This is a genomic window from Streptomyces sp. WZ-12 (assembly GCF_028898845.1).
Lineage (GTDB): Bacteria > Actinomycetota > Actinomycetes > Streptomycetales > Streptomycetaceae > Streptomyces.
Genome location: NZ_CP118574.1, coordinates 5,262,537 through 5,276,550 on the forward strand (window position 1 = coordinate 5,262,537; position 14,014 = coordinate 5,276,550).

Here is a 14,014-nt window from a genome sequence, read left to right on the forward strand (position 1 = left end):
CCGTCCGACCTGTCTGCCCCGCCCGACTCGTCGGACCCGCTCGTCCCCGTCCGCACCTCCTCGTACGTCCCCTTCTGCTTCCAGCCAGCTCCCCCCTCTCTCGCAGTTCTCCCCGTTACCCCCCCATTTCTCCCAGTTCCTCCTGGGCGTCCCAGAGCCCCTTGGGCTCCCGAGTTTCCGTAACTCCCGGAGTTCCCAAGGCCCCTGGAGCGTCCTTTCGTTCCGTTACGCACCACTAGGTGGACCCCGTCATGCCTGAAACCCTCCCGTCCGTCGACCCACGGCGCTGGAAAGCGCTGATATTCATCGCCCTCGCCCAGTTGATGGTCGTCCTCGACTCGACGATCGTGAACATCGCGCTGCCCTCGGCCCAACAGGACCTGGGGATCAGCGACGCCAACCGGCAGTGGGTCATCACCGCCTACGCCCTCGCCTTCGGCGGGCTGCTGCTCTTCGGCGGCCGGATCGCCGACCTGTGGGGCCGCCGGCGGAGCTTCATCATCGGGCTGACCGGCTTCGCGGTGGCCTCCGCGCTCGGCGGGGCCGCGGCCAACGAAACGATGCTGCTGGGCGCGCGGGCGCTCCAGGGCGTCTTCGGCGCGCTGCTGGCGCCCTCCGCGCTGTCCCTGCTCGCGGTGAGCTTCACCGAGGCCCGGGAGCGCGCCAAGGCGTTCGGCATCTTCGGCGCGATCGCCGGTGGCGGTGGCGCGGTCGGGCTGATCCTCGGCGGCGTGCTGACCGAGTACATGAACTGGCGCTGGACGTTCTTCGTCAACATCCCGTTCGCGGTGATCGCCGCGACCGGCGCCGTCCTGGTCATCCGCGAGCCCGCGGAGGGCCGCAACCCCTCCCGTCTGGACGTGCCCGGCGTCATCCTGGCGACGCTCGGACTGGTCTCGCTGGTCTACGGGTTCACCCGGGCCGAGTCCGACGGCTGGCTGGCCGGCCCGACGCTGGGCCTGTTCGTCGCGGCGGCCGCGCTGCTGCTGGCGTTCGTCCTCGTCGAGTCGAAGGTGGCGGCGCCGCTGCTGCCGCTGCGGGTGGTCGCCGACCGGAACCGCGCGGGGGTCTACGCCTCGCTGGGCCTGGCCGTGATCGGGATGTTCGGGCTCTTCCTGTTCCTGACCTACTACCTGCAGGTCGTGAAGGGGTACACGCCGGTGGTGACCGGCCTGGCCTTCCTCCCGATGGTCGCGGGCATGATCACCGGCTCCACGCAGATCGGCGCGCGGCTGATGACCCGGGTGCGGCCGCGGCTGCTGATGGCTCCCGGTTTCACGGTCGCCGCGCTCGGCATGCTGGTGCTGAGCCAGATCGACCTGACCACGTCGTACCCGGGGCTGATCCTGCCCGGCTTCGTCCTCATGGGCCTCGGCATGGGCACCGCGTTCATGCCGGCCATGTCGCTGGCCACGCACGGGGTCCAGCCGCGGGACGCCGGCGTCGCCTCCGCGATGGTCAACACCTCGCAGCAGGTCGGCGGCGCGATCGGCACCGCGCTGCTGAACACCATCGCGGCCAGCGCCACCACCGCGTACGCGACGGCGCACGCGGCCGGCGCCCGCTCGGCCGACCTGCTCAAGCTCCAGTCGATGGTGCACGGCTACACCACCGCCATCTGGTGGGCGGTGGGCATCCTGGCCCTGGCGGCGGTGCTCGCCTTCACGCTCGTCAACACCGGGCGGCCGGGCGGCGGTTCGCCGGCGGCCTCCTCGGAAGACGGCGCGGGTGCCGGCGATGAGTCGGAGGTGCAGGTCCCGGTGATGGCGCACTGAGGGCCACGATGACGGTGCGATGACGGCGCGGGGGCGCGGGGTTGGTGGGCGCAGGAGCGCACGGCGACCGCGCGCCCCCGCCGGTGTGGTGCCCCGACCCGTGCCGTGCACCGGCCCCGTATGGACCGTGGGCGCCGCGGGTCCTCGCGGGTCCGTACGCCCCTAGGTCCGTAGGCCCGTGGGTGAAACCACTCGAAGGCGTGGCGTTGCGCCGGCCTTCCCTCGTTCCGCTGGGCGTCAGCGGAGCCAGGGGAGGTCGGCGCCTTGGGGTTGCAGGCCGTCCGCGATCACGCAGCAGATCGCGTCGAGTTGGCTGATCTGTTCCGGTGTGAGGCGGTCGAAGATCGCGGCCCGGACGGCTGCGACGTGCCCGGGGGCCGCCTTCTCCAGGACCCGCATCCCCTCGTCGGTGAGATAGGCGTTCTGGCCCCGCTTGTCGGAGGGGCACTCCTCGCGGCGGACCCAGCCGTTCTTCTCCAGGCGGGCGACGGCATGGGAGAGGCGGGACCGGGTGATCTTGGCGTTCTGGGCCAGCTCGGTCATCCGCATGCGGCGCCGCGGCGCGCGCGAGAGCTGGACGAGCAGGCCGTAATAGACGTGCGGCATCCCGGCGTCACGTTGGAGCTGACGGTCGAGGTGGTCCTCCAGCAGCGTGGTGGCGTGGAGGTACGCCTGCCAGGCGTGCTGCTCCTCGTCGTCGAGCCAGCGAGGCTCGGTCGCGGGTTCGTTGCTCATGCCATCCACTCTCTCACCGCTTCGAGAGTTATTTAAGTTTTAACAAGAGGTCTTCGGCTGAGATGCGGCGCTCCGGGGCGGAGGTGGGAGGGAATCGGCCCGCAGTCTCCGGGGCGGTCGCCGGGCTCAGCCCTCGCCGGGCGTGATCAGCTCCTGCGCGCGGAGCGCCGCCGCCAGGGCGCGGTCGTCGCCGTCCGCCGCCCAGGAGGCGACGTCGAGGGCGGTGTCGGTCATCTTGATCGCATGCGCGTCGCCGTGCGCGGCGGCCCGCCCGAAGACCTCTTCCGGGGTGGCCGCGCCCGTCTTGAGCGCCGGCAGCGGCTCGTCGGCGGAGTAGACGGAGGTGAGGGCGGCGCTCGCGGCCCAGGCGGCGGTGAGCGAGGGCGCCCACAGGTCGCGGGGGAGCGCCGGGAGGGTGCGCAGCACCGCGTTGGGGGCGGTGGCCGAGTGCACCAGGAGGACCGCGTCGCCGTGGCCGTAGTCCAGGTAGCGGTGGGTGGCGGCCCGTACCAGTGCGGCCAGTTGGTCGCGCGCGTCCTCCGGGTCCCGTGGGGCGCGCAGCGCGTCCGCCGCGTCGGACCAGCCCTCCGTGTGGGCGAGTTGGGGCAGCCCCTCGACCACCGACAGCCGCTGGCCGTGGAGGTGCGGAAGGCCGGCCAGCGCCGCGTCGGGCGCGGTCGTGCCGCGCGGCTCCACGGAGACCGGCAGGGTGGTGTGGCGGGCCGCCCAGTAGCCGATGGCGTGCGCCAACTCGGCGATCCGCGGCTCCTCTTCGCCTTGTTCCAGCAGGGTGCGCACGGCGTGGCCGACGCGGATCACCGGGTGGGTCGCGGCGCCCGCGATACCGGGCAGCAGGCGGGGCCACCACTCGGCGAGCACCTCGCGCCAGGGGCGTTCGGCGATCTGGCGGGTCAGGTACGTGGTCCAGTCGGTGACCCGCAGCGGATCGCCCAGCGCCTCCTGCCAGTTGGCGTCGGTGATCGCGGTCCGGGCGCCCGGCACGTCCTCCAACTGGGCCGCGTAGGCGTCGATCCAGCGGTGGACGGTGCCCGCCTGGCCGTGGCGGACCAGGGCCTCGACGGCCATCGGGCCGTGGTTGGCGAGGAAGCCCCGGAATTCGGGACCGGTGGCGTGCAGGCGCTCCAGGGCCTCGTCGAGTGTGCCGCTCGTCGTATCCATGGCCCGAGGCTAGGACCGCGCTCCGGCGCCGGTAACGGACCGCGGACGGAACCCGAACCGGTCGGCGGGACTACGGCGTTGGTCGTACGGCGGAGGGGGCGTGGTCCGCCGGCGCGTCAGCGGGCGGGGGCGTTGCGCGGCGGAACGCCGGCGCCGGGGCGTTGTCAGTGGCGGGTGAGACGCTGAAGTCGCGGGATGCGGAGGGGCGTTGGGGAGGAGCGGACGCCATCGGCGCGGAATTCCGGACAGGAGGTGTCGGGTATGGGCGGGAGTCTTGCCTCCATGACGCGTGGCGAGAGGCAGTGGAGCGGGAAAGGGAGCGGCATCGGGAGCGCGAGGGGGGCGGAGAGCAGGGCGAACGGCCCGCGGAGAGCGGCCGGTTGGGCGGCGGTCGAGGCGGCGGTGCCGGGGTTCGCGGCGGTCGTGCGGGAGCGGTTCGGGGCGTATCGGCACCACGTCCTGGCCACGCTGCGCGAGGACGGTGCGCCGCGGCTGACCGGGCTGGAGGCGGACTTCCGGCACGGCGAGCTGTGGTTGGGCATGATGACCGGCTCCCGCAAGGCGCTGGACCTGCGGCGGGACCCCCGCTTCGCGCTGCACGCCAACCCCGGTGGCGGGAGCGAGCTGTCCGACGGCGACGTCCGGGTCGCCGGCCGGGCGGTGGAGGAGGCCGACCCCGGGGTGAAGGCCCGGTACGCGGCGGCGGTCAGGCCGCCCGAGCCGTTCCACCTCTTCCGGGTGGAGCTGACGGAGGTGGTGCGGACATCCGTCGAGCCGCCGTTCATGAAGCTGGAGGTCTGGCGGCCCGGCCGGCCGCTGCGCACCATACGGCGGACGTCGGAGGACCCGCAGCCACGGGAGGGGTGAGGACGCGACTGCCGGACGGAGGGGGCGCGAGCGCTGAGGAGTGCGGACGCGACCGCGCCGCCCGGGTCGGCGGGCGGCGCGGGGCGGGCGCTCAGTGCGCCGCGTGCGGGTGGTGCTGCCGGGCCGCGTGCGGGCGGTGCGGACCGTGCGGCTCGCGCACGCGATGGGTCCGGAAGACGTAGAGGGAGACGAGGAACATCACGCCGAACATGCCCAGGCCCCAGGCCACCGACTGCAGGACCGAGGGGGCGCTGCCGCCGAGGGAGTAGAGCCAGCCCATCGAGGCGCCGAAGAGCGCGCCGTAGGCCACGGCGCGGGTCTCGGTGAGCATCGTCGACTGGAAGTGCACCAGCGTCACGCCCAGTACGCCGGTGACCACCGCCGCGATCAGCCCGAGCAACGCGGCGCGGCCGCCGCTGGTCCCGCCGGTGTGGGCCATCCAGATCGTGTAGCAGCCGAAGCAGACCGCCGCGATGACCGGGAGGGTCACGCGGAGCGGGACGCGGCGCCCGGTGTCCGTGGCGGAGCGCTCCGCGCGGGTGGAGACCGTTGCGCCGTGCTCCGGTTCGACGGTGCCGTGCGAGCGGGCCGTCTCGGGCAGCCCCTCGCCGTGGACGGGCTGGTCGCCGTGCGCGTGCTGGTCCATGACGGGCTCCTCTCGTTCGCCCTCTTCCAGTCCAGGCGACACCCGGGGACCGGTGGCGTCAACTGGATCAGCGGGCGCCAACCGGGCCGGTGGGCGCGGCCGATGGCGGGCGGCCGCGGACGCCCGCCCGCCTACCGCAGGTCCTTCTGGTACCAGGCCACGTCCCAGTAGCGGTCGAACTTCCGGCCCACCTGAGCGAACGTCCCGATGTGCCGGAAGGCGAAGCGGGCGTGCAGGCGGGCGGACGCCTCGTTGGGCTGGGCGATCCCGGCGTAGGCGCGGTGCACGTCCTCGTCCGCCAGCGCCGCGAAGAGCGCGCCGTACAGGAGGGTGCCGACGCCCCGGCCGGCGGCGTCCGGCGCGCAGTAGACGCTGGTCTCCACGGAGGTCGCGTACGCGCCCTTCGTACGGAAGGGGCCGCTGGTCGCGTAGCCGAGGAGGGCGCCGTCGCCGCCCTGCGCAACCAGAAGGCGGTGCGGGCCGTCTTTGGGGTGGGAGAGCAACCACGGGCGACGTTGTGCGGGGCTGAAGGGCTCCGTGTCGAATGTGATGGCCGTCTCACGGACGTAGTGATTGTAGAGATCCGTGAGGGCCGTGAGGTCCGTCTCGGCGCCCGCTCTGACCTGCACTTCCCCGCGTCCGCGCATGACCCGCCCTCCCTGGTGGCAGCGCAGGGTACTGCAAGATCAGAAAAATTGGGGCGCGGCTGGGGAATTCTGTCCGGATTCCAGCCGTTGTTTCCTTCGGACGGGTCATTCGGTCGGCCACCAGGCGGTACCCGAATCCGACGACCCGCCCCACCGTCCCGCGACCGACTCAGCGCAAAGGGAGCACCCGCATGGCAACCCGTGCCGTCGCCCGTCGTCAGGCCAGCACCACCGGTTCCGGCGAGGCCAACAGCGTTCGCGCAGCAGGCGGGGACATCGCCGACCGCGACCTGGTCGGCATGTACCTCGACGAGATCGCGCGCACGCCGCTGCTCGACGCGGCCAAGGAGGTGGAGCTGTCCCAGACCATCGAGGCGGGCGTGTACGCCCGGCAGATCCTGGACGGCGAGATCACCGACGGCAATGCCGCCGGTGCCGACCGTGAGGAGCTCGAAGCGTTGGCCGCCGACGGCGAGCGGGCCAAGGACGTCTTCATCCGGTCCAACCTGCGCCTGGTCGTCGCCGTGGCCCGCCGTTACCCGCGCTCCGGCCTGCCGCTGCTGGACCTGATCCAGGAGGGCAACGCCGGCCTGGTCCGCGCCGTCGAGAAGTTCGACTACGCCAAGGGCTTCAAGTTCTCCACGTACGCGACGTGGTGGATCCGCCAGGCCATCACCCGCTCCATCGCCGACCAGTCGCGCACCATCCGGCTCCCCGTCCACCTCGTCGAGGAGCTCGGCCGGATCCGCCGGGTGCAGCGCGAGTTCAACCGCGAGAACGGCCGCGATCCCGAGCCGGAGGAGGTGGCCGGCGAGCTCGGTTCCACCGCCGCCCGGGTCACCGACGTCCTGGACTGGGCCCGCGACCCGGTCAGCCTGAACATGTCGGTGGACGACGACGGCGACACCCAGTTCGGCGACCTGCTGGAGGACACCTCCGCGGCCTCCCCCGAGCAGTCCGTGCTCACGCTGCTGCGCAGCGAGGAGTTGGAGGACCTGATCGACCGCCTCGACCAGCGCACCGCGTCGATCATCAAGGCCCGCTACGGCATCGAGGACGGCCGGGAGCGCACGCTGACCGAGGTCGGCAAGCAGCACGGTCTGACGCGTGAGCGGATCCGGCAGATCGAGAAGCACGCGCTGCTGGAGCTGAAGCGGATGGCGCGGGACACCGGGTTCGACGCGGCGGCCTGAGCCGCGTCCCGGTCCCTGCGTTCCACCCGTTCCGTGGGAGGCGCGCCCGTTGGGGGTGCGTCGCGGCCGGCCCCTGAGCGGGGCGGCGGGTGGCGGTCCCGCGCGGCGTGCGCCGGTGCGGGCCGTGCGCGCCCAGAGCGCGCGGTAATTTCGTGCGGGCGAGCCCCGGTGTCGAAGCGGCATCGGGGCTGTTGTGTGCCTGACGGCTGACCGTGGCGCCTTGCCGCGTCGTGCCCGTGCCCGTGCCGCTGCCGTCCCCGGCTCCTCTTCGTGCGTCCCCTTTTTCTGCTCGCCTCCGCCGGCATGCCCGTTTGGGTCTGTTTGATTGCCCGAATCTGTTTACTTGTCGGAATGATGGGCGTAGCATCCCGGAAAACCACAGGTTCGGGCATGGAACGGACACAGACGCAGATGTACGCACCCGAGCGCCAGCAGGAGATCCTGCGGCTCGCCCGTGAGAGCGGGCGGGTCGATGTGCTCTCCCTCGCCGAGGAGTTCCAGGTCACCGCCGAGACCGTGCGGCGCGATCTGAAGGCGCTGGACCGCGCCGGCCTGGTCCGGCGGGTCCATGGCGGCGCCATCCCGGCCGGCCGGCTGGACTTCGAGCCGGACCTCGCCGAGCGGGACGCGGTCGCCGCCGACGAGAAGCAGCGCATCGCCCGCGCCGCGCTGGCCGAACTACCCGGCGGCGAAGGCCCCCGCAGCGTGATCCTCGACGCCGGCACCACCGCCGCCCGGCTCGCCGCCGAGATCCCGCTGGAGGCCGAACTCACCGTCGTCACCCACGGGTTGCCGGTCGCCGCGCGCCTCGCCGACCACCCCGGCCTCACCCTCCACCTCGTCGGCGGTCGGATCCGGCACCGGACCCGGGCCGCGGTCGACGAGTGGGCGCTGCGGTCCTACCGGGAGATCAACGCCGATGTGCTCTTCCTGGCGACCAACGGCTTCGGACTCGACGGCGGGTTGACCACCCCCGACCTCGCCGAGGCCGCGGTCAAGCGGGCGCTGATCGCCGCCGCCCGGCGGGTGGTGCTGCTCGCCGACTCCGCCAAGTTCGGGCAGCAGCACTTCGCCCGCTTCGGCGAACTGTCGGACGTGGACCTGCTGATCACCGACACCGGGCTCAGCCCGGCGGACGCCCTCGCCATCGAACGCGCCGGAACGGAAGTCATCCGGGCGTGAACGGGCGCGGCAGCCCCCGCCATCCCCACCCCCTCACCGCCGAACCGGAACGCTCATGATCATCATCACCGTCACCCCCAACCCCAGCCTCGACCGCACCTACGAGGTGCCGGCCCTGGAGCGCGGCGCCGTCCTGCGCTCCACCGCCGACCGGATCGACCCCGGCGGCAAGGGCGTCAACGTCTCCCGGGCGGTCGCCGCCGCCGGCCAACGCACCCTCGCCGTGCTCCCGTTGGGCGGCCCCGCGGGCGCGGCGCTGGCCGGGCTGTTGCGCGAGGAGGGCATCGAGGTCGCGGGCGTCCCGGTGGCCGGCCAGACCCGTTCCAACATCGCCGTCGCCGAGCCCGACGGCACCCTGACGAAGATCAACGCGGCCGGTCCCGAGCTCACCGCCGACGAGTCCGAGGCGCTGCTGGCCACGGTCGGCGAGCGCTCCGCCGGCGCCGACTGGATCGCCTGCTGCGGCAGCCTGCCGCGCGGCCTCGCCCCCGAGTGGTACGCCGAACTGGTCGCCCGGGCGCACCGCGCCGGCGCCCGGATCGCCCTGGACACCTCGGGCCCTTCGCTGACCGCGGCGCTCCGCGAACGCCCCGACGTCGTCAAGCCGAACGCGCAGGAGCTCGCCGGGGCCGTCGGCCGCCCGCTGACCACCCTCGGCGACGCGGTCGCGGCCGCCGAGGAGCTCCGTTCCCGCGGCGCCCGCGCGGTCCTGGCCTCGCTGGGCGCCGACGGGCAGCTCCTCGTCGACGCGGACGGCGCCCGCTTCGGCAGCGCCCCGGTCGCCGCGGTGCGCAGCAACGTCGGCGCCGGGGACGCCTCGCTCGCCGGCTTCCTCGCCGCGGGCGGCAGCGGCGCCCCGGCGCTGGCGGCCGCGGTCGCACACGGCGCGGCCGCCGTGCAGTTGCCCGGCAGCCTGATGCCGACGCCGTCGGACCTGGCCCCGGGGCGGGTCACGGTGACCGCCGACGTGCCGCTCGACCGGCCGCTGACGGAGCCGGTGCCCGCCCCCTGGCCGTCAACTCCCGTTCCTCCCCTTCTACTTCCGGCCGACCCCGCACCGTCCGGAGCCCTGCCGCCCCGTCCCCTCTCACCCCGTCCCCACCGCCCGTCCGGCGGTGCCGCGCGCAAGGGAGCCCGCGATGAGTGAGCTGATCACCGCGGACCTGGTCGACCTCGATCTCGACCGGTCCGCCGCAACGAAGGACGCCGCGGCCCGCTCGCTGGCGCAGCGGATGGCCGCCGCCGGGCGGGTCACCGACCTCGACGGCTTCCTGGCGGACGTGGCCGCCCGGGAGGCCCAGATGCCGACCGGGTTGGACGGCGGCATCGGGATCCCGCACTGCCGCAGCGCGCATGTGACGGAGCCGACGCTGGCCTTCGGGCGCAGCGCGGCCGGCATCGACTTCGGCGCCGCGGACGGCCCGGCCGACCTGATCTTCCTGATCGCGGCCCCGACCGGCGGCGACGCTGACCACCTGTCGATCCTCTCGTCGCTGGCCCGGCAGTTGATGGACGAGACGTTCACGGGCGCGCTGCGGTCGGAGACCGAGCCGGCGCGCGCCGCGGCGCTCATCCGCGGCGAGGAGCCGGCGGCCGCGCCCCGACCGGCGCCCGCCGAGCCCACGGCGGCCACGCCCGAGCCGGTGCGCGCCGAGCCCACGGCGGACGAACCGCGGGCGGACGAACCGGCGGCGGCCGAGCCCGACGCCGCCGACGCCGCCCGGCCTCCCGCCCCCTTCCGCATCGTCGCCGTCACCTCCTGCCCCACCGGCATCGCGCACACCTACATGGCCGCCGAATCGCTGGAGAAGGCCGCCCGGGCGGCCGGCGTCGAACTCACCGTGGAGACCCAGGGATCGGCCGGCTTCCAGCGCCTGGACCCGGAGTTGGTCGCGGCCGCCGACGGCGTGCTCCTCGCGCACGACGTCGAGGTGCGGGACCGCGAGCGGTTCGCCGGCAAGCCGGTCGTCGACGTCGGGGTGAAGGCGGGCATCAACCGCCCCGCCGAACTCATCGCCGAACTGCGGGCGAAGGCCGCCCGCGGAGAGACCACCGCGGCCCCCGCCGGCCCCGCCGCCCCCATGGACAAGGGCGCCGAGGCCGGCGACGGCTACCCGGCCCGGCTCCGCAAGTGGCTGATGACCGGCGTCAGTTACATGGTCCCGTTCGTCGCCGCCGGCGGCCTGCTGATCGCCCTGGCCTTCGCCATCGGCGGCTACACCGTCGACAAGGCCCCGTCGGTGGCAGAGCACTTCGTGTGGGCCGAGTCGGCCAGTTGGGCGGCGCTGCTCTTCCAGATCGGCAGCACCGCCTTCGGGTTCCTCGTCCCGGTCCTGGCCGGCTTCATCGCCTACGGGATGGCCGACCGCCCCGGGCTCGTCCCCGGCTTCGTCGGCGGCGCGATCGCGCTGACCGTCAACGCGGGCTTCCTGGGCGGGCTGATCGCCGGGCTGTTGGCGGGCGCGGTGGTCCAGGCGATCCAACGGGTCGGCGTGCCACCGGTGTTGCGCGGGATCATGCCGGTGGTGGTGATCCCGCTGGTCTCCTCGGCGCTGGTGGGCTTCCTGATGTTCCTGGTGGTGGGCAAGCCGATCGCCGCGCTCCAAAAGGCGCTCACCGGCTGGCTCTCCGACCTCTCCGGAGCCAACGCGGTGATCCTCGGGGTGCTGCTGGGCCTGATGATGTGCTTCGACCTGGGCGGCCCGCTCAACAAGGTCGCCTACGCCTTCGCCGTCGGCGGGCTGGCCAACCCCAACCCGGGCAGCCTGAAGGTGATGGCCGCGGTGATGGCGGCCGGCATGGTCCCGCCGCTGGCGATGGCGCTGGCCACGACCGTGCGGGGGCGCCTGTTCACCCGCGCCGAACGCGAGAACGGCAAGGCGGCCTGGGTACTGGGCGCGTCCTTCATCACCGAGGGCGCCATCCCGTTCGCCGCCGCCGACCCGCTACGGGTCATCCCCTCCGCGATGGCCGGCGGCGCGGTCACCGGCGGGCTGTCGATGGCCTTCGGCTGCACCCTCCGCGCCCCGCACGGCGGCATCTTCGTCGTCCCGCTGATCGGCCAGCCGCTGCTGTACCTCCTCGCCGTCGCCGCCGGCACGGTCGTCAGCGCCGCCCTGGTCATTCTCCTCAAGCGCTTCCGGGCACCGTCCCCGACGAGCCCGGGCGCGGACGTGCCGCCGAGCGCCGATCCGGCGCCCCGCGCGGCGCACACGCCCCGCACAGAACACCCGCACCGCGAGGTAACCACCCACTAAAGAGTGGGTACTTGTCCGGAATCGCGCCCCCGCCAAGACTGATCAACACGTGAGCAACGGCTGGTCGACACGCGATCAGCGTTATCGAGGCGGGAGCGCGATTTCGTCATGACGGAAAAGAGCGGGGCGGCAGCCGCAACACGGGAATCGACCCGGGAAACACCCCGGCCAGCACCCCGGAAAACACCCCTGGAATCGACCCCGAAAAGCGTCACGGTCCTCGGCCTGGGCGATATGGGCACGGCCCTGGCAACGTCCCTCCTCGCCGCCGGCCACCGGGTATCGGTCTTCAACCGCACGCCCCACAAAGCCGCCGCTCTCGCGGAGAAGGGAGCCCGGCAGGCGCAATCCCCGGCCGAGGCGATCCGCGACAGTCCGTTGGTCCTCGTCTGCATCCTGGATTACGCCGGCATCGGGCCGCTGTTGACGGACGACGGGGCCGGCGAGGCGCTGCGGGGCCGGACCGTGGTCAATCTGACCAACGGTTCGCCGGACGAGGCGCGGGCCCTGGCGGAACGGGTGACGGCGCTCGGGGCGGACTATCTCGACGGCGGCATCATGGCCGTACCGGAAATCATCGGAAAACCCCAGGCGTTCGTCCTCTACAGCGGCGCAGGGGACGTCTTCGAGGCGCACCGCGGGCTCTTGGACACCTTCGCCCGCAGCGTTTATCTGGGGTCGGACCCCGGGCTGGCGCCACTCAACGACCTCGCCCTGCTGAGCGGGATGTACGGCATGTTCGGCGGTTTTCTGCACGCCGCCGGGCTGGTGCGATCGGCCGGCGGAAACGTCGCGGAATTCACCCGGGAGTTGTTGGTCCCGTGGCTGCGGGCGATGGCCGACAGTCAATTGCCGGCGATGGCGGAGCAGGCGGATGCGGGAAATTATGGCGCCACCGGATCGAATCTCGCCATGCAGGTGTCGCACGACGCCATCGGCGGGGTCAGCCGAGCGCAGGGCGTGTCCACCGAACTGTTCGCCCCGCTCTGGGAGTTGATGAAGCGGCGGGTCGCGGACGGCCACGGCGAGGAGAGCCTCGGGGGAGTGGTGGAACTGGTGCACCCCAGGGGGCCGCGATCCCCGTCGGCGCCCGTATAGCCGACGAGGCGGTGACCGCCCCCAGTGGGGAACGGCCACCGCCTCGGCGCGTCGTCAGCGGTCCCGGACGGCCGTCAGGAGGCGCTGCCCGCCGTCCACTGCGACCAGGACATGTTCCAGCCGTTGAGGCCGTTGTCCGGCTGGACGGTCTTGTCCTTGGAGTTCTTCACGATCACCACGTCGCCGACCAGGGAGTTCTCGTAGAACCACTTGGCCGGGGTGCTGCCGCCGCCGCCCTTGTTGTCCTGGAGGCCGACGCAGCCGTGGCTCGTCCCGGAGTGGCCGAAGATCGACGGGCTGCCCCAGTAGTTGCCGTGTATGAACGTGCCCGACGAGGACAGCCGCATGGCGTGCGGGACGTCCTTGATGTCGTACTCGCCGCCGAAGCCGACCGTCGAACCGTCCATCCGGGTCTGCTCGTACTTCTCCGAGATCACCATCTGGCCGTTGTACGTCGGGTGGTCCGCGCTACCGCCGGAGATCGGGATGGTCTTGATGACCTTGCCGTCCTGCTTGATGGTCATCATCTGGGTGTTCATGTCCACCGTGGAGACCTGCGAGCGCCCGATGGTGAACGACACCGTCTTGGACTGCACGCCCGTGATGCCCTGACCGCCCTTCACCCCGTCCAGGTCGATCTTCATGGTGACCTTGGAGCCGGCCTTCCAGTAGTCCTCCGGCCGGAAGTCCAGCCGCCGGTCGCCGAACCAGTGGCCGACGACCTGCTGGCCGCTGCTGGAGGTCACCGTGATGTGGGACTGGACGTCCTTGCGGTTGCTGATCGACTTGTCGAAGTTGAACGACACCGGCATGCCGACGCCGACCGTCTTGCCGTTGTCGGGCGTGAACGAGCCGATGAAGCTGTGGGCCGACGAGACCGTGGTGAACGTCGCGTTCTCGGTCGCCGGACGACCCTTGGCGTCCTTGGCGTTGGCCACGATCTTGTACTTGGCGCCGCGGTCGAGCTGCGCGCTCGGCTTCCAGGACGTGCCGTCCTGCGATATGGCGCCGGCGACGTCCTTGCCGGTGTCGACGGCCGTGAGCTTCACGTCCGTCAACTTGCCACCGGTGACCTTCACCGTCGTGTCGTTGATGCTGGCGTCGGTGGCGCCGTCCTTCGACGAGACCTGGATCTTGGCGTCCGAGGCGTCCTTGGCGGCCGCGGCGTCCGCGCCGGCCTGCCCGTTCTTGCCGTCGCCCTGGCCCGCCTCGGCGTTGCCACCGCAGGCCGACAGGGACAACGCACCCGCCGCGAGCAGGGCGGTGACGGCGAGGGTGCGGCGCATCCGGCGGGTGCGGCGCGGTGCGGCGGCGTCCCGCAGCTCGGACTGGAGCGGCTGGTGGGCGGTGCGGGACTGGGCGGGCGCGGGGTTGTCCGGCGATGTCACGAGCTGCTCCATACAGGGGTGTTGTGATTCCGTGCTGGTAAACAGCA

General features: G+C 72.7%; 12 protein-coding genes. 7 read left to right on the top strand and 5 right to left on the bottom strand.

All coding sequences use genetic code 11. From position 1 onward, the window contains the following. Window positions 1-251 precede the first annotated feature (251 nt). Window positions 252-1,775 (top strand): MFS transporter, encoded by a 1,524-nt coding sequence (locus PV796_RS22850; protein WP_274915204.1) that lies wholly within the window; start codon window positions 252-254, stop codon window positions 1,773-1,775. A gap of 237 nt (window positions 1,776-2,012) precedes the next feature. Here the strand turns inward: PV796_RS22850 and PV796_RS22855 are convergent, their stop codons facing one another. Together PV796_RS22855 and PV796_RS22860 are read right to left on the bottom strand one after the other, a co-directional pair. After that, window positions 2,013-2,510, bottom strand: a complete 498-nt coding sequence (locus tag PV796_RS22855) for a MarR family winged helix-turn-helix transcriptional regulator (protein WP_274915205.1) — start codon at window positions 2,508-2,510, stop codon at window positions 2,013-2,015. 126 nt (window positions 2,511-2,636) lie between these two features. Next, a complete protein-coding gene (locus PV796_RS22860; protein WP_274915206.1) occupies window positions 2,637-3,689 on the bottom strand; it encodes a questin oxidase family protein in 1,053 nt (350 codons plus the stop codon). A gap of 282 nt (window positions 3,690-3,971) precedes the next feature. Between PV796_RS22860 and PV796_RS22865 the strand changes: the two genes are divergently transcribed. Further along, window positions 3,972-4,556 (top strand): pyridoxamine 5'-phosphate oxidase family protein, encoded by a 585-nt coding sequence (locus tag PV796_RS22865; RefSeq protein ID WP_274915207.1) that lies wholly within the window; start codon window positions 3,972-3,974, stop codon window positions 4,554-4,556. A gap of 91 nt (window positions 4,557-4,647) precedes the next feature. Here the strand turns inward: PV796_RS22865 and PV796_RS22870 are convergent, their stop codons facing one another. Together PV796_RS22870 and PV796_RS22875 are read right to left on the bottom strand one after the other, a co-directional pair. Continuing rightward, window positions 4,648-5,202 carry a hypothetical protein gene (locus PV796_RS22870; RefSeq protein WP_274915208.1) on the bottom strand — a complete coding sequence of 185 codons (555 nt, stop codon included), beginning with the start codon at window positions 5,200-5,202 and terminating at the stop codon, window positions 4,648-4,650. A 131-nt stretch (window positions 5,203-5,333) separates the two neighbouring features. Then, a complete protein-coding gene (locus PV796_RS22875) occupies window positions 5,334-5,849 on the bottom strand; it encodes a GNAT family N-acetyltransferase (RefSeq protein WP_274915209.1) in 516 nt (171 codons plus the stop codon). Window positions 5,850-6,040: 191 nt separating this feature from the next. Between PV796_RS22875 and PV796_RS22880 the strand changes: the two genes are divergently transcribed. The 5 genes from PV796_RS22880 (at window position 6,041) to PV796_RS22900 (ending at window position 12,579) form a co-directional block, all read left to right on the top strand. Then, a complete protein-coding gene (locus tag PV796_RS22880) occupies window positions 6,041-7,042 on the top strand; it encodes a sigma-70 family RNA polymerase sigma factor (RefSeq protein WP_274915210.1) in 1,002 nt (333 codons plus the stop codon). Window positions 7,043-7,453: 411 nt separating this feature from the next. Next, complete coding sequence (locus PV796_RS22885; protein WP_274919182.1) at window positions 7,454-8,224, top strand: DeoR/GlpR family DNA-binding transcription regulator; 771 nt, start codon at window positions 7,454-7,456, stop codon at window positions 8,222-8,224. Window positions 8,225-8,282: 58 nt separating this feature from the next. Continuing rightward, complete coding sequence (gene pfkB / locus PV796_RS22890) at window positions 8,283-9,371, top strand: 1-phosphofructokinase (protein WP_274919184.1); 1,089 nt, start codon at window positions 8,283-8,285, stop codon at window positions 9,369-9,371. Further along, window positions 9,364-11,481, top strand: coding sequence for a PTS fructose transporter subunit IIABC (locus PV796_RS22895; protein ID WP_274915211.1), 2,118 nt, complete (start codon window positions 9,364-9,366; stop codon window positions 11,479-11,481). The genes pfkB and PV796_RS22895 overlap by 8 nt, the downstream gene beginning before the upstream one ends. Window positions 11,482-11,670: 189 nt before the next feature. Further along, complete coding sequence (locus PV796_RS22900) at window positions 11,671-12,579, top strand: NAD(P)-dependent oxidoreductase (protein WP_274919185.1); 909 nt, start codon at window positions 11,671-11,673, stop codon at window positions 12,577-12,579. Window positions 12,580-12,653: 74 nt separating this feature from the next. Here the strand turns inward: PV796_RS22900 and PV796_RS22905 are convergent, their stop codons facing one another. Beyond that, on the bottom strand, window positions 12,654-13,979 hold the full coding sequence (locus PV796_RS22905; RefSeq protein ID WP_274915212.1) for a L,D-transpeptidase: 1,326 nt from the start codon (window positions 13,977-13,979) through the stop codon (window positions 12,654-12,656). Window positions 13,980-14,014 lie beyond the last annotated feature (35 nt).